This is a genomic window from Stenotrophomonas sp. FR024 (genome assembly GCF_047500745.2).
Taxonomy (GTDB): Bacteria; Pseudomonadota; Gammaproteobacteria; order Xanthomonadales; family Xanthomonadaceae; genus Stenotrophomonas; species Stenotrophomonas maltophilia_A.
Window position 1 is genome coordinate 23,352 of the sequence record NZ_JAXAXM020000001.1, and the last position, 23,242, is coordinate 46,593.

Sequence of the window (23,242 nt, forward strand, 5' to 3'; positions counted from 1 at the left end):
TGCGCGGCATGTCGCGCCGTCCTGAAGGCATCCACGCCGCCAAGCTGCGTGGCTCGATGCCGCCTGCGCCGCACCTGCATGCGCGCCACGATGGCATGGCCGCGCGCATCGCCCGCCACGACTGGTCGTCCACGCCATTGGGTGCCTGCGAGCAATGGCCGCCCCACCTGCGCGCCACTGTCGACCTGATGCTGGCCCATGGCTTCCCGATGATCGTGCTGTGGGGCGAGCAGCTGGTGCAGCTCTACAACGATGGTTATGCCGAGATCCTGGCCGACAAGCATCCCGGCGGGCTCGGCCAGCCGACCCGCGAGTGCTGGCCCGAGGTGTGGCACATCAACGGGCCGCTCTATACCCGGGTTTGGCAGGGCGAGACGCTCACCTTCGAAGACAAGCTGTACCCGCTGGTCCGGCGCGGCCGGCTGGAAGACATCTGGTTCACGATCACCTACAGCCCGATCCGCGGCGAGGAAGGGCGGATCAACGGCGTGCTGGTGACCATGTTCGAAACCACCGCCGCGCATCTGGCGCTGGCCGCGCGCGAGCGCGAGGAACTACGGCGGCGCGAGAGCGAGCGGCGCCTGGAGCTGGCCTTCAGGATGCTGCCGGTCGGCCTGTGCATTGTTGATCTGCAGGGCCGCATGCTGCTGTCCAACGATCAGATGCGCGCCTATCTGCCCACCGGCAAGGTGCCTTCCAGAGACGCCGACAACCAGCATCGCTGGCACGGCTGCCATCCCGATGGCACCCCCATTGCACCGGACGACTTCGCCATCGCCCGCGCAATGCGCGGCGAGACCGTGGTGCCGGGGCTGGAGTTCCAGTACCTGCATGATGATGGCCGCGCGCGCTGGACCCGGGTCGCTGCCGCGCCCCTGCGCGATGGCGACGGTGAGGTCAGCGGGGTATTTGCCATCGCGGTGGACATCGACGACCTCAAGCGTGCCACTGAGCGTCAATCGGTATTGCTGGCCGAACTGCAGCACCGGGTGCGCAACATCATGTCGACCATCCATGCCATTGCCTGGCGGACCCGCGAGTCGGTCAGCAGTGTGGATGAATACGCTGAACGGTTGTGCGGGCGACTGATGTCGCTGGCACGCACGCAGACCCTGCTGACCCGTGGTGCCAATGCCGGCGTCTGCCTGCGTGGCATGCTCGAAGAGGAGATCGCTGCGCAGACGCCTGCAGCGGCCGCCTACCGCCTGCAGGGCGAGGACGTGCTGCTGCCGCCGAAAGCAGCCGAAGTACTGTCCCTGGCGATCCACGAATTAGCGACCAACGCGCTGAGGCATGGCGCGCTCACCCATGAGGATGGCCGGATCGAGGTCACCTGGAATCTGCAGGTTCAGGCCGGCCAGCCATGGCTGGGCCTGCACTGGTGCGAGCGTCATGCCGAGGTGGAGGACTGGGAGCTGCCACGCCAGCGCGGCCTGGGCCGGGCGCTGATCGAGCAGCGCGTGCCGTACGAGCTGGCTGGCAGCGGGGAGCTGCGCTTTGGCCCACAAGGCCTGGATGCCTGGATCCGCTTCCCGCTGCGGGAGCGCGACAGCCTGCTGCAGACCGATGCGCCGGGCGCGGCGGCGGAGGGTTCCGTCAGGTAATGGTCCATTTATCCCCAATTGGGCCAAATTGGGCATAATGGCCTCAACTATCCCCGTCTGGAGCCGTGCCATGACCCTGCCGCTGGATCTGCCTGGCCTCGAAAAGGCCCCGGCCTCGTCGGTGAAGACCCGTGGCTGGCCGAGCCTGATGCGCACCGTGCGCGAGAAGCAGGCGCTGGTCATCACCAACCATAATCATCCCGAAGCGGTGATCGTGGATATCCGCACGTATCAGGAGCTGCTGGCCAAGGCCGCCGGCGGTGACGCCGGTGAGCGCAGTGAAGAACTGCTGCGCCTGCGCGGTGAGTTCGACCAGACCCTGGCCAGCCTGCAGCGCGGTGAGGGGCTGGGCAAGGTGCTGGGCCAGCCGATCCGCCGTGGCCGCAAGGTCACCCTCGGCCGTCCGCTCTGAACGATGGGGCGGATCCTGGTGCTGGCCGGCGTCAATGGCGCCGGCAAAAGTTCGCTGCTGGGTACCTGGCTGGAAGCCGAAGGACTGAGCTGGTTCAACCCCGATTCGTTCACCCGCCGCCTGGTCGAGGCTGGCTGGCCGCTGCCCGAAGCCAATGCCGAGGCCTGGCAGGAAGGCACCCGCCGCCTGCGCCAGGCCATGGCCGATGGCACGGACTTCGCCTTCGAAACAACGCTGGGTGGCAACACCATTCCGCGCCTGCTGCGCGAGGCCTGCGAGCACCATCACGTCGCGATCTGGTTCTGTGGCCTGGCCACGGTCGAGCTGCACATCGCCCGCGTGGCGGCGCGGGTAGAGGCCGGTGGCCACGATATTCCGGTGGAAAAGATCCACGCCCGCTTCGATTCGGCGCGCGAGAACCTGTTGGACCTGCTGCCGCACCTGGCTGAGCTGCATGTCTACGACAACAGCGCGCCGGCCGACGCAGAAGGCTGCGTCGCGCCCCTCCCGGTGCTGGCGATGGAGCGCGGCCAGCTGCAGTACCCGGTCTCGGTGGCCGAACTGCTGCACACGCCGGACTGGGCCAAACCCATCGTGATGCGTGCGATGGAGTTGGACACCCCGCAGTAGATCCACGCCATGTGTGGATGTCTTTCACGCATCGCGCGAAACCGCGCCGTGCACGACTGGGCGCCACCGGAGCTGCGGTTAGACTGACCGCACACTCATGGAGGACGACATGCACGGACCTGCGACGTTCCGCTCCACTTCGATCTGCCTGGTGCTTGCTGCGCTGGCGCTGTCCAGCCTGACGGCGACGGCCGCGCCTGCCGCGTCCAAGCGGGTGGCGCCGCCGCCCAGCCTGGTACAGGCCTACCACGCCGCCGAAGCCAACCTGCGGCTGATTCCCGGCGACGACATTGAATCCGATTTCCGTCCGGTGTGGACCGCTGTTGCCGACCTCGATGGCGATGGCCGTGCCGAGGTCGTGTACTTCTATACGTCCACCTACACCGGCGGCAGCTTCGCGCAACGCAATGTGGTGGCGGTGATGACGGCGCTGACGGCAAACGATCCGCGCGGCCAGGAGAACCCGAACAGCCTGTCGCCGGTGGAAGCAGAGGACTATGCCGCCATCCGCCAGTATGGCTATGGTGACGACGCGGTTGAACAGATTCCAGGCGCCATCCGCGCGATCCGCATCCAGGGTGATCGCATCATTGTCGATTTCACCGTCAGTGCCGGGGCGACGGTCTGCGAATGGAAGAGCCCGAACCGCCACGTCTGTCCGCCGGACGGAAACTACACATGGACGCTGCGTTGGACGCCGGGGAAGCTGACCCGCATCAAGAGATAGCGCCAGGTAGCGCCGGGCGTATCCGCCCGGCGCCACTGGCCCCATGTAGATCTACGCCGTGCGTGATGCGTGGATGGCATTTCGCGGCGAGCCTCAGGCCGGTTTGACCTGCTCGGGCTCTGCAACGTCCGGCAACGGCGGCAGGCTCGGGTCCACCGTCACCGGCGCATCGCTCTTCAGCAGCGCAGCCGCTTCCCTGTCGCTGCCGACGGCCGGCGGTGAACCACGCAACGGCAGGCCGGCGGTTTCCTTCACGAACAGCATCGTGATCAGGCCGACCACCGCCGCGCCCATCAGGTAGTAGGCCGGCACCAGCGGGTCGCCGGTACGTTCCACCAGCCACGCGGTCACCAGCGGCGTGGTGCCACCGAACAACGATACCGAGACGTTGAAGGCGATCGACAGCGCGCTGTAGCGCACCGGGGTATAGAACAGCGCCGGCAGCGTGGACGGCATCGAACTGGTGAAGCACACCAGCGCCAGGCCCAGCAGCATCAGGCCAAGGAAGATCATCCAGTCGTTGCCGCTGCCGACCAGCAGCAGGCATGGAATCGCCAGTACCAGCAGCGCGATGCTGGCGCCGATGATCATCGGGCGGCGGCCCAGCCTGTCACTGAACAACCCGCCGACAATGTTCAGCGGCATCATCACCAGCATCACGATGATGATCAGCAGCAGGCCCTTGCTCTCGGCGTAGCCCATGGTGACGCTGAGGTAGCTGGGCATGTAGGTCAGCAGCATGTAGTCGGTGACGTTGAACACCAGCACCAGGCCCATGCACACCAGCAGTTGGCGGCCGTGCACCTGGAACAGCGCGGCCAGCCCGGGCCGGTCGTGCTCGCGCTTCTCGGCTTCCTCGGCGAAGGCGCGGAATGCCGGGGTCTCTTCCAGCTTCATTCGCATGTACAGGCCGAGCAGGCCCAGCGGGCCAGCCACCAGGAACGGAATGCGCCAGCCCCAGTCCAGCATCTGTGCGTTGCTCAACAGCATGTGCAGCGCGGTCACCGTACCGGCGCCGGCGATGTAGCCGCCCAGCGTGCCGAACTCCAGCCAGCTGCCCATCAACCCGCGGTTGCGGTCGGTGGAATACTCGGCGATGAAGGTGGCCGCGCCGCCATATTCGCCACCGGTGGAAAAGCCCTGCACCACGCGCGCCAGCAGCAACAGCACCGGCGCCCAGATGCCGATGCGCTCATAGGAGGGAATCAGGCCGATCGAGAACGTGCCCAGCGCCATCAGGATCATGGTGAACGCCAGCACTTTCTGGCGCCCGTAGCGGTCGCCGAGTGGGCCGAACACCAGGCCACCCAGCGGGCGCACAAGGAATGCCACGGTGAAGGTGGCGAAGGCCGCGATCACCTGCGCGGTGGGATTGCTCGATGGGAAGAACACCTGGCCGATGGTGACGGCCAGATAGCCGTAGACACCGAAGTCGAACCACTCCATGGCATTGCCGAGTGCAGCGGCACCGACGGCGCGCTTGAGCATGGGCTTGTCGACGACGGTGATCTCATCGACCTTCAGGTGGCGGCGGCGTTTGAACCAGCCGAAGTGGGCATGGGAATCGGGCGTGTCCTGCATAGGGGCTCCCTTGTAGGTATGGAATAGGGGAATGGGTGCTGTGGTGTGTCCCGGAAATCGGAAACGGCGATGCAGGCGCAAGTGGCGCAGGGGCATCGGAAGGCGGCGTGGGGGCCGGAGAATGTGTGCAGGCGCAACGCCACGCGCACGGCAAAGCACCGCCGCAAGGGCGGAAACGCGGCAACGGGATCACAACGGCCGCGCAGTTGGCAGCCGCGTGTCACATCAGCGTGTGGGGAAGGCAGGCCGTGGGCCTGCGGGCGTCATCCGCCGGGATCCAGCGCGAGGCGATGGAAATGCAGGGCGGGAGCAATCGTGGCAAGCGAAGCGCCGGTCGGCAGTGCTTCCCACGTAACAGGTGCGCCCGTCACGTAGTGGGTCGTGTCGATCATCCGTTCATCATAACGGCACCGGCGTGAGCGTGCAGCGAAGCGGGCTGATCTGCACGCTGTGTTCCACGTCGCCTGTTCAGAAGGCTCAGGCCGACTTCGCCAGCAAACCGAACACCGTGCAGGCCATCGCCAAGGCGCCCGGCAGTGCCAGTTTCCGCGTGACCAGTGCGGCGCCGATCATCGTGAGCACCGAGAGCATGATGGCCAGGGCGAAAAACGGTTGGCCCTGCAGGAACTGGTGGATGCATCCGGCGCAGCCGGCAATGGCCAGGCTGGTGGCGAAGCAGACGTGGAACAGTGAGCCAGCGTGCACAGAGGTTCCTCGCGATGATGGAGGCCATAGCGGCAGGCCTCCCGGTAAATTTAGGGCGGATTCCAGATTGCGATGACGGAATCACATCCTGTACGCGCTCTGGTGACATCGGCGTGCATAAGGTGGAGCACACACCCACTTTTCAAATTGATGGAGGATGCAATGGCGCGGACGATTCCCGAAGGAACGCTGATCGTGGTAGCCGACGGTGGTTCGGCACGGGTGTTCACCAACGTGGGCAGCAACCATCAGTTGACCCTGAAACAGGAGGGCGAGCTGCGCCTGCAGGACATCAGTGAGCAGGGCGTGTCCGGGCAGGGGCCTGCGGGTGCCGTGCCGAAGGACATGTCGGTCTCGCAGCTCAACGAGGCGACGTTCGCCAAGCAGGTGGCCGAACAGCTCAATGAGGATGCCTTGAAGAACCGCTATGCGCACCTGGTGTTGATCGCCGACCCGACCACGCTGGGTCGCATCCGTCCGCTGCTGCATAAAGAGGTCCAGGCGCGCCTGCTCGGCGATATCGCCAAGGACCTGACCAACGCACCGTTGGCGGATATCCAGCAGGCACTGGCGGCGTAGCGCTCATGCCGTTCATGCGTGATCACCTTCCGAACGAGCCCACCTCTGCGGGGGTGGCGGCGCAGGCTGGGTGGCAGGTGCTGGAGTTCGGTGCGCCCTGGTGCGGTCATTGCCAGGCCGCGCAGCCCGCGTTGCAGGCCTTCGTCGAAGCGAACGATCTGCCGCATTGGAAGATCGAGGATGGCAAGGGAAGGGCATTGGGGCGAGCGTTCAAGGTGAAGCTGTGGCCGACAGTGGTGCTGCTGCGCGATGGAGAAGAGGTCGCGCGGGTGGTAAGGCCGCTGCACAGCGCGGACCTCATGTCGTTGCAGAACGCGCTTCCCGGTTGACGATTGAACCCGGCGCGGGACACCGGGCAGTCGCACTGCAGCATGCGGCGTGACAGGCCCGGTGCTAGCATCCGGCTACCACCTGAATCGATCCAAACGCCGATGCCCACGCTGGACCGTCGTCTCCTGATCGCTGTCGCCGCCACGGCAATGCTCGCTTCCGGCCTGACGTCGGCCGCTCCCGCCAAAACCGCCGCCGACAAGGCCTACGCCTCGGTCGACCCGTTCATTGGTACTGGAGGTGAAGGCCACACCTACCCGGGTGCCACGGTGCCGTTCGGCATGGTCCAGCTCAGCCCGGACACACGCATCCAGCCACGCGAAAAGGCCTATGGCTGGGCAGCCGGCTATCGCTACGACGACAGCAGCATCGTCGGCTTCTCGCACACGCATTTTTCCGGCACCGGTCATTCGGACCTCGGCGACATCCTGCTGATGCCGTTCACCGGCACTCCCGGCCTGGAGCGCGGTGATCCGGAGAAGCCGCGCAGCGGCTATGCATCGCGCTTCCGCCACGCGGACGAGAAGGCCGAGCCGGGCTACTACGCAGTCACCCTGGATGACTACAGGGTGCGCGCCGAACTGACCACCAGTGCGCGCGTGGGCGTGCACCGCTATGCCTTCCCCAAGGGGACCGACGCCAAGGTGCTGCTGGACATGCGCACGAGCATGTACGACTACCCGGGCAAGGTGCTGTGGTCGCGGGTGCGGGTGCGCGCCGATGGCACGGTGACCGGATTCCGCGAAACCCGTGGCTGGGCGCCAGGCCGCCAGCTGTATTTCGCGATGCGCTTCTCGCGGCCGCTTTCCGGGCATGAGCTGCACAACACCGAGCAGGACATTGTCTACAAGGGCTTCCCGCCGCCGGGCGAGAAGGATCCGGCGCAGCGCGCACAGATCGAGGGGCGCCAGCTGGTCGGCACCTTCGCCTTCGGCAAACTGGATGCACCGCTGGTGGTCAAGGTGGCGATCTCGCCGGTCAGTGAAGCCGGTGCCATCGCAAACCTCGACGCGGAAGTGGCCGGCTTCGATTTCGACCGCGTTCGCGCGCAGGCAAAGCAGGAATGGACGCAGGCGCTGTCGGTGCTCGATATCGACGCCCCCGAACATGCCCGGCGCAGCGCCTACACCGCGCTGTACCATACGATGCTGGGGCCAACGCTGTTCATGGATGCCGATGGCCAGTACCGCGGCTCGGACAATGCCGTGCACCAGGCCAAGGGCTACACCAACTACTCCACGTTCTCGCTGTGGGATACCTACCGCGCGCTGCATCCGTTGCTGACGCTGGTGCAGCCGGAGAAGCGCAACAGCGATTTCGTCAATTCGATGCTGGCCCACCATGAGCACAGCCCGTACGGCATGCTGCCGGTGTGGTCGTTCCACGGCCTGGAAGACTGGTGCATGATCGGCTATCACGCGGTGCCGATGATCGCCGACGCCTACGTGAAGGGCATCCGCGGCTTCGACGCCGACAAGGCGCTGAAGGCGATGGTCGAGACCGCCAACTACGGCCCGTACGATGGCATCTCGCAGTATCGCGAGCTGGGCTATGTGCCGATCGACGAGGAAGGCGAAGCGGCCAGCAAGACACTGGAGTACGCCTTCGACGACTGGACCATCGCGCGCATGGCACAGGCGATGGGCAAGACCGATGTTGCGGCCACCTTCGACAAGCGCGCCGGCAACTGGCGCAACGCCTTCGACAAAGACACCGGCTTCATGCGCGCACGCAAGCGCGATGGCAGCTTCCGCACGCCATTCGACCCCAGCGCCAGTGGATACGGCACCGACTACACCGAGGGCAATGCCTGGCAGTACTCCTGGTACGTGCCGCAGGATGTGGCCGGTCTGGCGGCAGCGCACGGTGGCAGCGACAAGCTGCTCGCACGTCTGGACGAGGTGTTCAACGCCAAGGTCGATCCGTCCATCTTCGAGCACATGGAAGACATCACCGGCCTGATCGGCTGGTATGCGCATGGCAACGAGCCCAGCCACCACGTGGCCTACCTGTATTCGTATGCCGGCCAGCCATGGCGCACGCAGGCGCGCCTGAAGCAGATCATGGATACCCAGTACGCCGACCGCCCCGATGGCCTGGCCGGCAATGATGACGTCGGCCAGATGTCGGCGTGGTACGTGTTCACCGCCTTGGGCTTCTACCCGGTGGCGCCGGGCTCGGGCGAGTACATCCTGGGTCGCCCGTTCCTGCCGAAGACCGCAATGCGCCTGCCGAACGGCAAGACGTTCACCATCGTGGCCGATGGGCTGGATGACAGGCACACCTATGTGGGCAATGTGAGCCTCAACGGCAAGCCATTGCAGCGCACCTTCCTGCGCCACGACGAGATCCTGGCAGGTGGCGAACTACGCTTCAGCATGCAGGCCGAGCCGAACAGGGACTGGCCGGGGCAGGGCGCGCAGGCGCCGTATTCGATGAGCCGATGATGATGGGTAGGCGCCAACCAAGGTTGGCATCTACCGGGATCCGCCGGAGGGGTGCCTTTGGTAGGTGCCAACCTCGGTTGGCACGCGGGAGGACAACGGCGCCCACCAAGGTGGGCGTCTACCGGAATCCACCGGCTGGGGTGCTTTTGGCAGGTGCCAACCTTGGTTGGCATGCGGGAGGTCAACGGCGCCCACCAAGGTGGGCATCTACCGGGATCCGCCGGCTGGGGTGCTTTTGGCAGGTGCCAACCTTGGTTGGCATGCGGGACGTCAACAGCGCCCACCAAGGTGGGCGTCTACCGGATGGCGTGACCGGGTAGGTGCCAACCTCGGTTGGCACGCGGCACGTCAGCGGGAACGAAACCGCAACCCCACCCGCGCGCCACCGATCGGGGCGGTATCAATCATCAGGATCGCGCCATGCCGCTGCGCGATCTCGGCCACGATCGCCAATCCCAGTCCGCAGCCGTCGCCTTCTGTGCTGGCCCGGTAGAAGCGTTCCGTGACGCGCGTGCGCTCGGCTTCGGCAATGCCGGAGCCGTCATCGTCCACCCACACCTGCACGCTCTCGGCACCCTGCTGTAGTCCCAGGGTGATCACGCCTGGCACGGCACCGTAGCGCAGCGCGTTGTCCAGCAGGTTGCCCAACGCCTCGCGCAGCAGCTGCGGATCGCCCTGTACCTGCACGCCGTCGTCGGGCCCGTCATAACCCAGGTCCACGCCTGCAGCCAATGCGCGGTCCGCATAGCGCTCCACCACGCTACGCGCCAACGCGGCCAAGTCCACTGGCTGCAGCGGCAGTGCGCTGCCATGTGGATCTTCGGAGCGGCTCAACATCAGCAGTTGGTTGACCAGATGCTGCAAGCGGGCCAACCCGGCCAGCGTGCCGGACAGCGCCAGCTGCTGGGCCTGCGGATCATGCTGGCGCAATGAGCTCTCCAGCTCCACCTGCATGGCCGCCAACGGTGTGCGCAGTTGATGTGCGGCGTTGCTGACGAAGCGCCGCTGCGCATCCTGCATCGCGTCCAGGCGCTGCAGCAGGGCGTTGTACGCCTCAACCGCCGGCCACAGTTCGCGCGGTGCCTCCTGCGCCGGATCCAGCGGTGCCAATGGATCCGGCCGCGGGCTGGCCAGCTTCCGCGCGACCAGGTTGGCGTGGCCTGCGGCGGCGCCGGTACCGGACCATGCCAGCCACGCCGCCAGTGCCAGGATCGCGGCCTGGAACGGAACGCTGGTCAGCAGCAGCTTGCGTTCCAGCCGGTGGCGCTTGCGCAGTGTCTCGGCCACGCGCAGCCGGATGTCATGGCCCGGGCCGGCGCTGACCACCACTTCGACCATGCGCACCGGTTGACCACGCAGGCGGGCATCGTAGTAGACCGCATCGTCATTCGCGGCGGCGCTCGCCGGACGCGGCAATGCCTCGGGCAGGTCGCCATACAGGCGCCCGCCATCCGCATCGACCACCTCGCCATGCACTTCGTCGGCGGTGTCCCAGGTGAACATGCGTGATACCGCCGGGGTGATCTCGATGGATGCGCGGCCGTCCTGCACCGTCACCAGCTCGGACAACGACATCGCCGAATCCAGCAGCCAGCGGTCGTAGACCTGGCCGGCATAGAAGCGCGCCAACGCGAATGAACCCACCGCACTGCACAGCAGCAGCACCAGCAGCGGCAGCCACAGGCGCCGCAGCAGCAGGCCACGCAGGCTGTGCACGCGCTCAGTCACCCATGGCCTCCAGCCGGTAGCCGAGGCCGCGCAGCATGCGGATGCCGACGCCGGCACGCGCCTGTTCCAGCTTGCGGCGCAGGCGGCTGACATGCACCTCGATCACCGACAGGTTGGCCTCGTGGTCCCAGCTGTACAACGCATCGAACAACCGCTGCTTGGTCACGGTGCGGCCAGGGTGCTGCATCAACGCTTCGACCAGCGACAGCTCGCGCGCGGTCAGCTCGATACGCTGGCCGTCCACCTGCACTTCGTTGCGGATGCTGTCGAAGCACAGCCGGCCCAATCGCTTCTGCGCCGGTGCGTCACTGCGGCGGCGCGACAACGCACGCAGGCGCGCTTCCAGCTCGCCCAGCGCGAATGGTTTTGCCAGATAGTCATCGCCGCCACGGTCGAGGCCAAGGATGCGATCCTCCACGCCATCGCGTGCAGTGAGAATCAGCACCGGCAGGGTGGCGCCATCGTTGCGCAGGCGCGACAGCAGGTCGAGGCCATCCACGTCCGGCAAGGAAAGGTCCAGCACCATCACGTCATAGGGTGCACTGGCCAGCGCCGCAGGTGCGTGCAGTCCGCGCGAGAGGTGGTCGCACAGATGGCCGGCACCCTGCAGGGCGCGGATCAGTCCATCGGCCAGGGCGGCATCGTCTTCGATCAGCAGGATTCGCATTGCAAGCTTCGTGCAAGGTTGGGGCAAGTTTGGCGCAAGTCCGTCACCTTACCGTGACGTGCATGAATTTCTCCTCTCGTCTTGCGGCCGTGCTGGCCACTCTTCTGTGCGCGCCTGTGGCTTCGGCGCTGTCCCTGCAGGACGCGCAGCGCGCAATGGACGCACACAACCCTGACCTGCGTGCGGCGGCACTGGAGCTGCGCGGTGTGCAGGGCGATGCGCAGACGGCGGCATTGCGCCCGGCCACCGAGCTGTCGCTCGGTACCAGCAAGATCAGCCCCAAGCATGGCATCGGCCCGGGGCGCTGGCAGGACAAGCGCGTGGACAGCACCGTGGGCCTGGGCTGGACCTGGGAACGTGGTGGCAAGCGTGCGTTGCGCATCCGCCAGGCCGACGCGCTGCTGGAAGTCGCAGGGCTGGAGATGCTCGATACCCGTCGCCGACAACAGGTGGCACTGCATGAAGCCTATTTCGGCCTGAAGGGCGCGCAGGAGCGGGCCCAGATTGCCGACGCCAACCGGCAGAGTTCGGCCGAGCAGATGGCGGCGGCGGATAAGCAGGTTGCGACAGGGGCGATGGCACCGGTGGATCGCGCGCGCCTGGCGGTGGACGACCTGGCTGTGGCGGATGCGGCGCGCGAGGCAGCACTGGATCTGCGTGACGCGCGGAGTGTGCTGGGGATGCTGCTCGGACGTGACGACAGCCATGACCTCAGCGCCGATGATCCGTGGCCAGACCCCGCAGCCAGGGCCGATGAGCGCGCGTTCGATCCGCAGCAGCGCGCGGATCTGCGCGCTGCACGCTCGCGCCTGGCAGCCGCCGATGCCGGCGTGGCCCTGGCGCGCAGCGAGCGCCATCGCGATATCCAGCTGGGCGTGGAGGCCGAACGAGAGCCGACCGACATCAGCGGTGTTACCTGGGGCGTGTCGTTGACCATTCCGCTGGGGGGGCCGTCGCGCGCGCGCGGCGCGATCCAGCGTGCCGAGGCCGACCGTGACAGGGCCGCGCTGGAGCTGCAGGTGCTGCAGCGCGAAGCACGCGCCGAGCTGGACCAGCTGCAGGCCAGCGCGCAGTCCGCCGCACAGCGCCGCAGCGAGTATGAGGGACTGCAGTCCGACGCCGCACGCAAGGCGGTGCAGGGCATCGAACTGGCGTACCGGCGCGGTGCCGCCAATCTGACCGATCTGCTGGATGCGCGCCGCAGCTGGCGCGACTTCGAGGCCGCACTGATCGAGGCGCGCACCGACCATGCCATTGCACTGGCGCGCTGGGAAGCCGCCACATCCGTTGCCGAAGGAGAATCCCGATGAAGTCCACCGTCGCCTATCGCCCGCAGGCGCGATACGCCGTGCTGCCCGTCTTGCTGGCGCTGATCCTGCTGGGCGGCTGTGGTCGAGAGCCAGCTTCCTATCTTGAGGACGCACCTCGGGTCAGCGCCGGCCAGATTCAGTTTCCTTCCGACAGCCGCCAGCTGGACGTGCTGCGCAGCGAGACAGTGAGTGCCGGCGCCAGCGCCAGCCTACAGCTGCCGGGCCGGGTGGTCTGGGATGAGACGCGCTCCAGCGCACTTCACACGCCGCTGTCGGGGCAGGTAGCGCGCATCGAGGCACAGCCGGGGCAGAAGGTGAAAGCCGGCCAGGTCATCGCCTGGATCACCTCGCCCGAGTTCGGCCAGGCTCAGGCTGAAGGTGCCCGTGGTCGCGCCGAGCTGCAGCAGGCACGCAAGGAACTGGACCGTACCCGCGAACTGCATGCGGCGGGAGTGGCGTCGGGTCGTGAACTGGACGAGGCCGAGGCAAACTTCGCTGGCAGTCAGGCTGATCATGCACGCGCGGCCGCCTTCGCCAAGGCCTATGGCAACGGCCAGCGCGTCGACCAGCGCCTGCCGCTGCGCGCTCCCATCGATGGCGTGCTGGTGGAGCGGCGAATGAGCCCGGGCATGTCGGTCAGCCCGGACAGTGAACAGCCGTTGGCAGTGATCGGCGATCCGGACCGCCTGTGGCTGTTGCTGGACATCCCCGAAAGCCTCGCCGGACGCTTGAAGGCGGGCATGCAGGTGAGCGTGCCCGGCGCCGATGGGCAACCACTGCAGGCGACCCTCCAGCACGTGGATGACTTCGTCGACAGCGAACGCCGCGTGGTGCAGGCGCGCGCCGAGCTGGACAATCGCGCACGCGGCTTCAAGGCCGGGCAGTACGTGCGTGCCCAGGTGGCGTTGCCGGCCGAGGGCGGTGTCTCGTTGCCCGATGCGGCGGTGCTGCTGATCGACGGCAAGCAGGTGGTGTTCGTGGAAGAGGGCAAGGGCCGCTACTTGCGCCACGCCGTGCACGCCGAGGAGCTGGGTGACGGCCGACAGTGGGTGCGTGACGGTCTGGCGGCTGGCAGCAGGGTGGTGGTCGAAGGCGGCCTGCTGCTGCAGCAGCTGGTCGACAGCGCGCCAGCGGCCGCCAGCACCGGCGCGGGGCATGCCGCCCCATGATCGATCGCCTGATTGCCTATTGCCTGCGCCAGCCGCTGATGGTGATGCTGGCACTGCTGTTGTTCATCGGCGCCGGCATTGCCGCGTTCCGCGTGCTGCCGGTGGAGGCGTTCCCGGACGTCTCCGACACCCAGGTAACGGTGGTGTCGCTGCACCCGGGCCGCGCCGCCGAAGAGGTGGAGCGCGAAGTGACGATGCCACTGGAAGTGGCGCTGTCCGGCATCCCGCATTCGGTGCGGGTGTTCTCGCATACCCAGTTCGGCCTGTCGATGATCATCCTGACCTTCGACGACAAGGCCGACGACTATTTCGCGCGCCAGCAGGTGCTGGAGCGCTTGCAGGGTGTGGAGCTGCCAGAAGGGGTGACCCCGGAGCTGGAGGCGATGAGCTCTGCGGTGGGCGAGATCTACCGCTACGTGCTCAAGGGCCCGCACATGACACCGACCCAGCTGCGCACCGTGCAGGAGTGGACGATGGAGCGCAGCCTGCGCACCGTGCCGGGCGTGGCCGATGTGATCAGCTTCGGCGGGTTCGCGCGCACCTTCCAGGTCAAACCGGACCTGGACAAGCTGCGTGATCGCGGCATCAGCCTCGGTGAATTCGCCGAGGCGCTGGAGAAGGGCAGCTCCAATGCCGGCGGCGGCTACGTGGAGCGTGGCCAGCAGCAGTTCCTGATCCGCGGCGTGGGCCTGATGCGTTCGCCGGGTGACATCGGCAACGCGGTGGTGGCGCAGCGCGGTGGCACGCCGATCCTGGTGCGCGACCTGGCCGGCATCGCCGATACCGGCCTGCCACGGCAGGGCCTGGTCGGCCAGGACGACAATGACGATGCGGTGTTCGGCATGGCGCTCATGCGCAAGGGCGAGAATCCGTCCGACGTGCTCGACGCCCTGCATGCGCGCATCGCCGAGATCGAAGCGAACCAGCTGCCGGCCGGGGTCAGCATCGAGCCGTTCTACGACCGTTCGTGGCTGGTCACGATCACGCTGAAGACGGTCTTCCGCAACCTGCTGGAAGGTGCGGTGCTGGTGTTCCTGGTGCTGTGGCTGTTCCTGTACAACGCCCGCGCCGCGCTGATCGTGGCGGCGATGATGCCGCTGGCGCTGCTGTCGACCTTCCTTGGCCTGCACCTGTGGGGCGTGCCGGCCAACCTGCTGTCCTTGGGTGCGATGGACTTCGGCATCATCATCGATGGCGCGGTGATCGTCACCGAGCACATCGTCTCGCGATTGTCGAAGCTGCCACCTACGGCCGACCGGAAGACGCGGTTCTCGACCATTCTTTCAGCCGCATCGGAAGTGGGCCGGCCGACATTCTTCTCGATGCTGATCATCATCGCCGCGCACATTCCGATCTTCACCCTGCAGCGGCAGGAAGGCCGCATGTTCGCACCGATGGCGTACTCGGTGACCTCGGCCCTGATCGGTGCGTTGATCCTGGCGCTGACCGTGGTGCCGCTGTTCTGCTACTGGTGGCTGCGACGGGACCGCATGCGAGATGGCAATCCGCTGATGGACCGCCTGACCGGCTGGTACCGGCCGATCCTGGAGCGTGCGTTGGCCAGACCGCGTGCGGTGGTGCTGACCGCGGTCGCATTGCTGGTGGGTACGTTGGCACTGGGTACCCGCCTGGGCTCGGAGTTCCTGCCCGAGCTGGACGAGGGCTCGATCTGGCTGACCGCCACGCTTGACCCCAGCACCAGCCTGGCCGAAGCACAGCAGCAGTCGCGGCGCATCCGCGAGCTGGTTGGAACCTTCCCGCAGGTATCGACGGTGGTGGCCAAGCTGGGGCGGCCGGAAGACGGCTCCGATGCCAAGGGCGCCAACCAGATCGAGGCGCTGGTGGCGTTGAAGCCGGAGAAGGAATGGCCGAAGGGGGTGGACAAGCGGCAGCTGGTCAGTGACCTGCAGCGCACGCTGGAGCAGCGCATTCCGGGGCCGGAGTTCTCGATCTCGCAGCCGGTGCGCGACAACATCCTGGAAAGCATCTCGCAGATCAAGGGCCAGGTGGTGATCAAGGTCAGCGGTTCGGATCTGGACGTGCTCAACCAGCACGCCCAGGCCATCCTGGGCCAGGTGCGCGGGGTGGAGGGCGTGGAGAGCGCCTTCATCGACCGCGATGGCTCGTTGCCGCAGCTGCAGATCGAGATCGACCGCGACCGTGCAGCACGCTATGGCCTGAACGTGCGCGACATCGACGAAGTGATCGAGACCGCGCTGGGCGGGCGCCAGGTAGGCGAGCTATGGGAGGGCGATCGCAAGTTCCCGATCTCGCTGCGCCTGGACGATGCCGACCGCGACCTGCAACGGCTGCGCACGGTGCCAGTGGGTATCGGCGATGGCCACACGGTGACATTGTCCGACGTGGCCGACTTCCGCATGGCCAGCGGCGCGATCAACATCTCGCGCGAGAACGCACAGCGGGTAAAGGCAGTGAGCATCTTCATCGCCGGGCGTGACATGGGCAGCGTGGTGGCCGACATGCGCAAGCGCGTGGATGCCAGTGTGCAGCTGCCGGAAGGCTACCGGTTGGAATGGTCCGGCGAGTTCGAGAACCAGCAGCGTGCGATGAAGCGGCTGGGCTGGGTGATTCCGCTGTCGGTGCTGCTCATCTTCGTGCTGCTGTTCGACGCCTTCAAGGACATCAGCAGCGCAGCACTGATCCTGGCCAACGTGCCACTGGCGATGATCGGCGGCATCCTGGCTCTGTGGCTGACCGGCATTCCACTGTCGGTGTCGGCGGCGATCGGCTTCATTGCATTGTTCGGGCAGGCAGTGCTGAACGGGGTGGTGATGCTCAGTCGCTTCGCCCAGCTGCGCGAGCAGGGCATGGACCTGCTGCAGTCGGTGGTGCAGGGCTCGCTGCAGCGCCTGCGCACGGTGCTGATGACCGCATTGCTGGCGATGTTCGGCCTGCTGCCGATGGCGACCTCGCATGCGATCGGTGCAGAGACCCAGAAGCCGCTGGCGGTGGTGGTGATCGGTGGCCTGCTGTCGGCGATGCTGCTGACCCTGCTGGTGCTGCCGACGCTGTACTACTGGGTGCACCGGCGCCGCGAGGCCCGCGCCGGATGACGACGTGTAGAGCCGAGCCATGCTCGGCTGCGACCCGGCCGCCAGGCATGGCCCGGTAGGTGCCCACCTTGGTGGGCACGCGGCGACGCGCCCACCAAGGTGGGCGACTACCTACACCATCCCGCCATTGGCGCGCAGCACCTGGCCGTTGATCCACCCGCCATCGGCACCGGCCAGGAAGGCCACCGCACCGGCGATGTCCTCCGGCGTACCCAACCGTTCCAGGGGATTCATCTTCGCCAACCGCTCGATCAGTTCCGGTGACTTGCCCTCCAGGAACAGGTCGGTGGCGGTCGGGCCGGGGGCCACCGTGTTCACCGTGATGTTGCGCCCACGCAGCTCCTTGCTGAGGATCGCTGCCATCGTTTCCACCGCCGCCTTGCTGGCCGCGTACACGCTGTAGTTCTCCAGCCTGATGCCGACCACGCTGGTGGACAGGCTGATCAGGCGGCCGCCGTCGCGCACCCGTCGTGCACTTTCGCGCAGCACGTTGAACGCGCCCTTGAGGTTGATGCCGATCACCCGCTCGAACAACGCGTCATCGCTGTCGGCCAGCGGCGCCAGCTGCAGCACGCCGGCGCTGTTCACCACCACGTCGATACCGCCGAAGCGGGCCTCGATGGCGTCGAACAGCTGGCGCACCGCCTGCGGGTCCGCCACATCGGCCTGCAGCGCGATGGCCTGCGCGCCAGTGGCCGTGAGTTCGGCGGCCAGTGCCTCGGCATCGTCGCGGCGGCCGGCGTAGTTGATCGCCACGGCATGGCCGTCGGCGGCCAGGCGGCGCGAAATGGCCGCGCCGATGCCACGGGAACCGCCGGTGACCAGGGCGACGCGGCGGGCGGAGGAGGTGGGCATGGTTGGTTCCAGCAGGGCGCGCCGGACTGGCGCAGTGCCATCTTCGCCATCTCATCAGTTCGGATAATCATGCATAATCCGCCAACATAATCCGGATTGCCGAACAATGGACCGATTCACGGCCATGCGTGCCTTCGTCCGTATCGTCGAGCGCCGCAGCTTCACCCGGGCCTCCGAGGACCTGGGCCTGCCGCGGGCCACGGTGACCGATGCGATCAAGGCACTGGAGAATCGGCTGGGCGTGCGCCTGCTGCACCGGACCACCCGGCTGGTGGTGCCCACCCTGGAGGGCGAGGCCTTCTATGGCCGTTGCCTGCGCCTGATCGCCGACATGGACGACGCCGAAGCCGCGTTCCGTGACGTGCCGCCGCGCGGCCCGCTGCGGATTGAAGTGCATGGCACGCTGGGCCGGCACCTGCTGTTTCCGCATCTGCCGGACTTCCTGCAGCATTACCCCGAGATCGAACTGGAGGTCAGCGAAGGCGACCGCTATGTCGACCTGCTGCGCGAAGGCGTGGATGCGGCGTTGCGGGTGGGGACCCTGGCCGACAGCGATCTGGCGGCGCGCCGGTTGACGATGTTGCGGGAAGTTACGGTGGCCGCACCGGGCTATGTGCAGGCGCACGGTGTGCCCGAGACCATCGAATCACTGGAGCAAGGCCACCAGATGGTCGGCTATCGCTCCAGCGCCACCGGCCAGCTGATTCCGCTTGAGTTCCAGCAGGGTGGGCAGGTGCGCTATGTGCCGCTGCCCGCGCGGGTGAGGGTTTCCGGCGCGGACGCATTCCTTGGTGCCGCCTTGGCGGGTCTCGGCATCATCCAGGCACCGCGCTACCGGATGGCCCCCTACATCGCGAGCGGGCAGCTGGTCGAGCTGTTGCCGGACGCGCCGCCGACACCGAGTCCACTGAGCCTGGTCTACCCCCGCAACCGCACACCGTCGCCGCGGCTGCGGGTGTTCATCGACTGGGTGGCCGGGGTGTTCGACCAGATGAGGTAGTGCCGGCCGCTGGCCGGCAACTGCAACACGCGTGATGTGCCAAGGTTGCCGGCCAGCGGCCGGCACTACCGGGCTGATGCGCTTGGCAGCACCAGCTCGAACACGGTGCCGGTTTCATCGGAGGTCACGCTTACCGTTCCGCCATGCGCCTGTGCAATCGCACGGGTGATCGCCAGGCCCAGTCCGGCACCTTCGTGGCGGCCACGCTCGCCGCGATAGAAGCGATCGAACAGGCGCGGCAGTGCTGCTTCGGCAATCGGCGGGCCGAGATTGTGCACGCTGACCCTGCACACGCCATCGCCCTCGACCAGCTGCACCCGCACCTCGCTGCCCACGGCTGCGTGCTTCAACGCATTCGACAGCAGATTGGCGATCGCCCGGTGCAGCATCAGACGGTTGCCTTCCACGCTCGCCACGCCGTCGCGGCGCAGGGTCAATTGCCGGTCCTCGGCCAGCAGGTCATAGAACTCCAGCAGCGAATCCACCACCGCATCCAGCGCCACCGGCTCACGCGAGGGCAGTGCGCCCGGCGCTTCGGCCTGCGCCAGGTACAGCAGGTCGCCTACGGTCTGCGCCAGCTGCTGCAGCTCCTCGGCACACGACGCCAGCGTCTCGCGGTAGGCCTCGTTGCTGCGCGGGTGGGCCAGCACCACCTGTACCTGGGTCAGCATGTTGGTGATCGGCGTGCGCAGCTCATGGGCCAGATCACCAGAGAACTCGGTCAGGCGCGCGAAGTCCTGCTGCAGGCGCGCCAGCATGCCGTTGAGTGTCTGTGCCAGCTGTTCCAGTTCGGCCGGTGCCGTGCGCGCGCTCAGACGCCGCTGCAATCGACCGGCGGTGATCTGCCGGGCTTCATCGGCCAACGTGCGCAGCGGTCGCAGCGTGCGTCGCACTACGTAGCCGCCGAGCAGGCTGCTGGCCACGGCGGCGCCGATGATGGCGATCGCCAGAAGATGGCGGAAGCGCTGCAGGAAATCGGCATGGCGGTCGTCATCGATGGCCAGCAGGGTGACCAGCTGGCTGCCGTCGGCCAGGGTCTGCCGCAGGTGCAGGGCATGCATGCAGCGACCATCGTCGAGAATCCAGTCGTGCCGCCGTGGCGCGGCGTCGATGGGCTGGCTGCGTGCGTGCTCGCGCAGCAGTGCAGGTGCGGTCGAGAACAGCACGGCTCCGTGGCCATCGACAATGTGGAAGGCGATATCGGGATGATGGCTGAGCGCCTCTGCCAACCGCGGGCCGCGTGCGGCGGCGGGCCCATTGCCAGCAATATCGCTGATCAATGCAACCTTGTTCTCCAGTTCGATGAAGTCCTGGGCGACAAGGTCATGGCGGGCGCTGACATAGATGGCCACGCCCAATGCGGCCAGCACCAGCGTGGCCACGATGGCGAACAGCAGGGTCAGCCGCACCGCGATGGAACGGCGCAGGCTCATCCGTTGCTCACAGCGCCGTCGTCTGGTGCTTCGAGCACGTAGCCCATGCCGCGCACGGTAATGATCAGCTTGGCGTCGAAATCATCGTCGATCTTCGCGCGCAGGCGGCGGATCGCCACATCAATGACATTGGTGTCGCTGTCGAAGTTCATGTCCCACACCTGCGAGGCGATCAGCGAGCGCGGCAGCACTTCGCCACGGCGGCGTGCCAGCAGCTCCAGCAGGGTGTACTCCTTCTGGCTGAGCGCGATGCGCTGGCCGCCACGCTCCACCCGGCGGCGCTGGGTATCCACCACCAGGTCGGCGATGACGATGCGTTCGGCCTGCGGCAGCGCCTGGCCACGGCGCAGCAGCGTGCGCACGCGTGCCAGCAGCTCGGCGAAGGCGAACGGCTTGCCCAGGTAATCATCGGCCCCAAGCTCCAGGCCCTGCACGCGGTCGGCGATGCTGCTGCGCGCGGTCAGGAACAGTACCGGCACCTGCCAGCCGGCCTCGCGCAGCCGCGACAGCACACTCCAGCCATCCAGACCGGGCAGCATCACATCGAGAATGACCAGCTGGTACTCGCCGCTACCGGCCAGGTGCAGCCCGTCGACGCCGTTGCAGGCGAGATCGACCACGTAGCCGGCCTCGATCAGGCCCTGGCGCAGGTAGTTGCCGGTCTTGGGTTCGTCTTCGACGATCAGCAGTTTCATGGTGCGCCCATCATCGCAGCTTGGGCGTGGGCTGGCTGCGCAGTCTCATGCCAGCGGATCCAGCGTGCCGAGAATCGCGACACAGGCCAGCACCAGCAGCGCCAGTACCGATTCGCAGGCCAGGCTGTGGCGCAGTGAACGCAGCGGCCTGGGCTGCCAGCCACCCCGGATGGAGACCGCCAGCGCCGGCACCAGCCGCCAGCGATGCAGCGCGGCCAGGCCCAGCATGCCACCCACCAGTGCCAGCTTGAGCAGCAGCCAGCGTCCATGCGCGGCGCCGGTCAGGGTCTGTATGGAACCGCCGAGATCGACATAGGTATAGGTGCCGGTCATCGCCAGCAGGGCGACGATGATCGTGCCGGGCAGGGCGAAGCCGTGCGCGGCCTGCCATAGCTCGTGGGTGCGTTCGCGCAGGCGCAGGCCCTGGCGGCGCAGTGCCAGCTGCACGATGGCGGCGATCGCACCGATCCAGGCACCGGCCGCCAGCAGGTGCACGATGCCGGCAGCAAGACGCAGCCGGCCAGCGACCCCATCGCCAGCAGCGGCGTGGCCGTTCCAGGCGAGGCTGGCCAGGGTCACCGCCGAGAGTGCCAGCAGTGCAGGACGGCGCAGGCCCTGCACCGGGCGATTGACTGCCAGCAGCGGCAGCATCGCCAGCAGGGCCAGGATGCGCAGCAGTCCCGCCTCGCCCACCGGCGTACCGGTAAGAAACCAGCGCGCTGTCTCGCCATCGATGTCGACCGGTGATATGCCAAGCACGCCGGACAATCGGGTGACCGCATCGATGCCGACCAGCACCAGTGCCACCAGAACGAGGGCCAGCGAGACGCTGCGCGGCAGTCCGGGGCGGACGAACAGCATCCGCCCGAACAGCAGCATCAGGGCCAGATACAGCGCCAGCCGCAGCGCGTATGGCGAAAGCTCGGCCACAGCGATGGCCTTACTTCACGGTGAAGCTGTAGGTGCCGGTGATCGGATGGCTGTCCTGGCCGACCGCGCGCCACTGCAGTGCGTAACTGCCGGCGGGCAGCGGCTTGGCAAAGCGCGCGCGCAGGGTGTGGCCGTCCTCGGAGATCTCCTGCGCCGTGGTTGGCATCGCCATCTTCATGCGGCCGTGGTCCATGCTCAGTTCGATGCGGGTGGCACGCGGCATCACCTTCTCACTGAACTGCAGCTCGATCTGGCTGGCCGGGGCCACGGTGGCATCGGCCGCTGGCGTCGAACGCACCAGGCTGGGATGGGCCAGCGCCAGCGGCGCGGCCGAAAGGCCGGACAGCAGCAGGGCGAGCGGGGCGACGCGGAACAGGGAGCGGGTCATATGCGGATCACCGATGAGGAAGTGGCCTGCAGGGTGACGTCCACCGCCTTTCGAGGCCCTGACCTGGACATTACCAGTTTGTAATGTTGGCGGCCGGCCAGCGGCCGGCACTACCGGGCCCGTGACTGCGCGATCCATGCTGACGGCGAACAACCGACCACACGCCGGAACGCCGCGCTGAACTTGCTGGGATTGGCATATCCGCTGGCCAGCGCAACCTCGGTGACACGCCGGCCCTGCGCGAGTTCGGCGCGCGCCCGCTGCATGCGGTGCTCGGTCAGGAACGCATAGGGCGGCAGGCCAGTGGCCGCACGCAGCGCGCGGCCGAACGTCGCGGCCTCCATCTGCACTGCAGCGGCCAGCTGTGGAACGGTCAGCGCCTGGCCGTGTTGCGCGTCGATGTAGGCCTCCAGTTGTCGCAACCGTCGGGCCGACAGTGGGGACACCGTGCCACGCGCCTGGCGCGGCTGACCGGCAAGCTGACCCAGGCGGTGCAGCAGCACCTGCGCGCCATGCTCGAGGAGGCCGGGCAGGCAAACATCAGCCTGCGCGCTGCACCACAGCGCCTGCAGCACCGAAGTAATCACCGGGTCGTGGTGCAGCCGCGCCGCCAGCGGCTGCAGCTGTTGCAACTGCTGCGGATCCTGCGGATGCAGGTGGGTATCGATGGCGATGCCGAGCAGATCGACCGCGGGGCTGGCATAGGTGCCGGTGTCTCCCGGCAGCACCAGATTGAACTGGCCGGGCCGCCACGGCGCCTGCAGAAGACCGCTGAGGGTGTGCTGCTGCAGCCGACCGCCGCCGCCCACGGCCAGGCCCAGGCGCAGTTGCTGCGGATGTCCCATCTCACCTTCGCTGGCATCGAAGCGATGGCGCAGCAGCACCACCGCACCATCGTGGCTGGCGTAGGCCGCAGGGGCCTGCGACCGGGTTTCCTGCAGCAGCTGGTCGGCGAGGGCGGGCATCACGGATCCGGGA

Annotated in this window: 22 protein-coding genes; 11 read left to right on the forward strand and 11 right to left on the reverse strand. The window is 67.2% G+C overall.

Features of this window, described 5'->3' with window-relative positions; translation table 11 throughout:
- The first annotated feature begins 8 nt into the window (after nt 1-8).
- The 4 genes from ACMZ91_RS00125 to ACMZ91_RS00140 all read left to right on the forward strand — a co-directional run bounded on the left by ACMZ91_RS00125 (nt 9) and on the right by ACMZ91_RS00140 (nt 3,373).
- Complete coding sequence (locus ACMZ91_RS00125; RefSeq protein WP_414576780.1) at nt 9-1,604, forward strand: PAS domain-containing sensor histidine kinase; 1,596 nt, start codon at nt 9-11, stop codon at nt 1,602-1,604.
- A 70-nt stretch (nt 1,605-1,674) separates the two neighbouring features.
- Nucleotides 1,675-2,016, forward strand: coding sequence for a type II toxin-antitoxin system prevent-host-death family antitoxin (locus ACMZ91_RS00130; RefSeq protein WP_005413623.1), 342 nt, complete (start codon nt 1,675-1,677; stop codon nt 2,014-2,016).
- Nucleotides 2,017-2,019: 3 nt separating this feature from the next.
- Nucleotides 2,020-2,646 carry an ATPase gene (locus tag ACMZ91_RS00135; protein WP_049462504.1) on the forward strand — a complete coding sequence of 209 codons (627 nt, stop codon included), beginning with the start codon at nt 2,020-2,022 and terminating at the stop codon, nt 2,644-2,646.
- 109 nt (nt 2,647-2,755) lie between these two features.
- Nucleotides 2,756-3,373: a hypothetical protein gene (locus ACMZ91_RS00140; protein WP_414576777.1), complete on the forward strand. Its 618-nt coding sequence runs from the start codon at nt 2,756-2,758 to the stop codon at nt 3,371-3,373.
- A gap of 93 nt (nt 3,374-3,466) precedes the next feature.
- Here the strand turns inward: ACMZ91_RS00140 and proP are convergent, their stop codons facing one another.
- The 3 genes from proP to ACMZ91_RS00155 form a co-directional block, all read right to left on the reverse strand.
- Nucleotides 3,467-4,954, reverse strand: coding sequence for a glycine betaine/L-proline transporter ProP (proP, locus tag ACMZ91_RS00145; protein WP_414576775.1), 1,488 nt, complete (start codon nt 4,952-4,954; stop codon nt 3,467-3,469).
- A gap of 263 nt (nt 4,955-5,217) precedes the next feature.
- Entirely contained in the window at nt 5,218-5,346 is a 129-nt protein-coding gene (locus ACMZ91_RS00150; protein ID WP_256200907.1) for a hypothetical protein, read from the reverse strand.
- An 85-nt stretch (nt 5,347-5,431) separates the two neighbouring features.
- Complete coding sequence (locus tag ACMZ91_RS00155) at nt 5,432-5,659, reverse strand: hypothetical protein (protein ID WP_049462507.1); 228 nt, start codon at nt 5,657-5,659, stop codon at nt 5,432-5,434.
- A gap of 162 nt (nt 5,660-5,821) precedes the next feature.
- On the opposite strand from ACMZ91_RS00155, the gene ACMZ91_RS00160 reads away from it, so the two are divergent.
- From ACMZ91_RS00160 to ACMZ91_RS00170, 3 genes are all read left to right on the forward strand, one after another.
- Nucleotides 5,822-6,238, forward strand: coding sequence for a baeRF12 domain-containing protein (locus ACMZ91_RS00160; protein ID WP_414576773.1), 417 nt, complete (start codon nt 5,822-5,824; stop codon nt 6,236-6,238).
- 5 nt (nt 6,239-6,243) lie between these two features.
- Nucleotides 6,244-6,567, forward strand: coding sequence for a thioredoxin family protein (locus ACMZ91_RS00165; RefSeq protein WP_180865031.1), 324 nt, complete (start codon nt 6,244-6,246; stop codon nt 6,565-6,567).
- A gap of 102 nt (nt 6,568-6,669) precedes the next feature.
- On the forward strand, nt 6,670-9,015 hold the full coding sequence (locus ACMZ91_RS00170) for a GH92 family glycosyl hydrolase (RefSeq protein WP_414576771.1): 2,346 nt from the start codon (nt 6,670-6,672) through the stop codon (nt 9,013-9,015).
- Between the two features lie 348 nt (nt 9,016-9,363).
- Here the strand turns inward: ACMZ91_RS00170 and ACMZ91_RS00175 are convergent, their stop codons facing one another.
- Together ACMZ91_RS00175 and ACMZ91_RS00180 are read right to left on the reverse strand one after the other, a co-directional pair.
- The gene (locus ACMZ91_RS00175) at nt 9,364-10,743 is read right to left on the reverse strand and encodes a sensor histidine kinase (protein ID WP_414576769.1); all 1,380 of its coding nucleotides are present in this window, start codon (nt 10,741-10,743) and stop codon (nt 9,364-9,366) included.
- On the reverse strand, nt 10,736-11,410 hold the full coding sequence (locus ACMZ91_RS00180; protein WP_049462665.1) for a response regulator: 675 nt from the start codon (nt 11,408-11,410) through the stop codon (nt 10,736-10,738). The genes ACMZ91_RS00175 and ACMZ91_RS00180 overlap by 8 nt, the downstream gene beginning before the upstream one ends.
- A gap of 62 nt (nt 11,411-11,472) precedes the next feature.
- On the opposite strand from ACMZ91_RS00180, the gene ACMZ91_RS00185 reads away from it, so the two are divergent.
- The 3 genes from ACMZ91_RS00185 to ACMZ91_RS00195 are packed head-to-tail and all read left to right on the forward strand — an operon-like array spanning nt 11,473 to nt 16,963.
- Nucleotides 11,473-12,720 (forward strand): TolC family protein, encoded by a 1,248-nt coding sequence (locus ACMZ91_RS00185; RefSeq protein WP_049462664.1) that lies wholly within the window; start codon nt 11,473-11,475, stop codon nt 12,718-12,720.
- The gene (locus ACMZ91_RS00190) at nt 12,717-13,889 is read left to right on the forward strand and encodes an efflux RND transporter periplasmic adaptor subunit (protein WP_414576767.1); all 1,173 of its coding nucleotides are present in this window, start codon (nt 12,717-12,719) and stop codon (nt 13,887-13,889) included. Before ACMZ91_RS00185 ends, ACMZ91_RS00190 begins: the two co-directional genes overlap by 4 nt.
- Nucleotides 13,886-16,963: an efflux RND transporter permease subunit gene (locus ACMZ91_RS00195; protein ID WP_414576765.1), complete on the forward strand. Its 3,078-nt coding sequence runs from the start codon at nt 13,886-13,888 to the stop codon at nt 16,961-16,963. Before ACMZ91_RS00190 ends, ACMZ91_RS00195 begins: the two co-directional genes overlap by 4 nt.
- A gap of 111 nt (nt 16,964-17,074) precedes the next feature.
- Here ACMZ91_RS00195 and ACMZ91_RS00200 read toward each other — a convergent pair whose 3' ends face one another.
- Nucleotides 17,075-17,818 carry an SDR family oxidoreductase gene (locus ACMZ91_RS00200; RefSeq protein ID WP_049462661.1) on the reverse strand — a complete coding sequence of 248 codons (744 nt, stop codon included), beginning with the start codon at nt 17,816-17,818 and terminating at the stop codon, nt 17,075-17,077.
- A 106-nt stretch (nt 17,819-17,924) separates the two neighbouring features.
- On the opposite strand from ACMZ91_RS00200, the gene ACMZ91_RS00205 reads away from it, so the two are divergent.
- The gene (locus ACMZ91_RS00205) at nt 17,925-18,818 is read left to right on the forward strand and encodes a LysR family transcriptional regulator (protein ID WP_049462660.1); all 894 of its coding nucleotides are present in this window, start codon (nt 17,925-17,927) and stop codon (nt 18,816-18,818) included.
- 65 nt (nt 18,819-18,883) lie between these two features.
- Here ACMZ91_RS00205 and ACMZ91_RS00210 read toward each other — a convergent pair whose 3' ends face one another.
- From ACMZ91_RS00210 to ACMZ91_RS00230, 5 genes are all read right to left on the reverse strand, one after another.
- Nucleotides 18,884-20,251 carry a heavy metal sensor histidine kinase gene (locus tag ACMZ91_RS00210; RefSeq protein WP_414576763.1) on the reverse strand — a complete coding sequence of 456 codons (1,368 nt, stop codon included), beginning with the start codon at nt 20,249-20,251 and terminating at the stop codon, nt 18,884-18,886.
- On the reverse strand, nt 20,248-20,946 hold the full coding sequence (locus ACMZ91_RS00215; protein WP_049462658.1) for a heavy metal response regulator transcription factor: 699 nt from the start codon (nt 20,944-20,946) through the stop codon (nt 20,248-20,250). Before ACMZ91_RS00215 ends, ACMZ91_RS00210 begins: the two co-directional genes overlap by 4 nt.
- A 45-nt stretch (nt 20,947-20,991) precedes the next feature.
- A complete protein-coding gene (copD, locus tag ACMZ91_RS00220) occupies nt 20,992-21,876 on the reverse strand; it encodes a copper homeostasis membrane protein CopD (RefSeq protein WP_049462657.1) in 885 nt (294 codons plus the stop codon).
- Nucleotides 21,877-21,886: 10 nt separating this feature from the next.
- Nucleotides 21,887-22,264 (reverse strand): copper homeostasis periplasmic binding protein CopC, encoded by a 378-nt coding sequence (gene copC, locus ACMZ91_RS00225; protein WP_049462656.1) that lies wholly within the window; start codon nt 22,262-22,264, stop codon nt 21,887-21,889.
- Nucleotides 22,265-22,374: 110 nt separating this feature from the next.
- Nucleotides 22,375-23,229, reverse strand: a complete 855-nt coding sequence (locus ACMZ91_RS00230; RefSeq protein ID WP_049462655.1) for a helix-turn-helix transcriptional regulator — start codon at nt 23,227-23,229, stop codon at nt 22,375-22,377.
- Between the last annotated feature and the right edge of the window lie 13 nt (nt 23,230-23,242).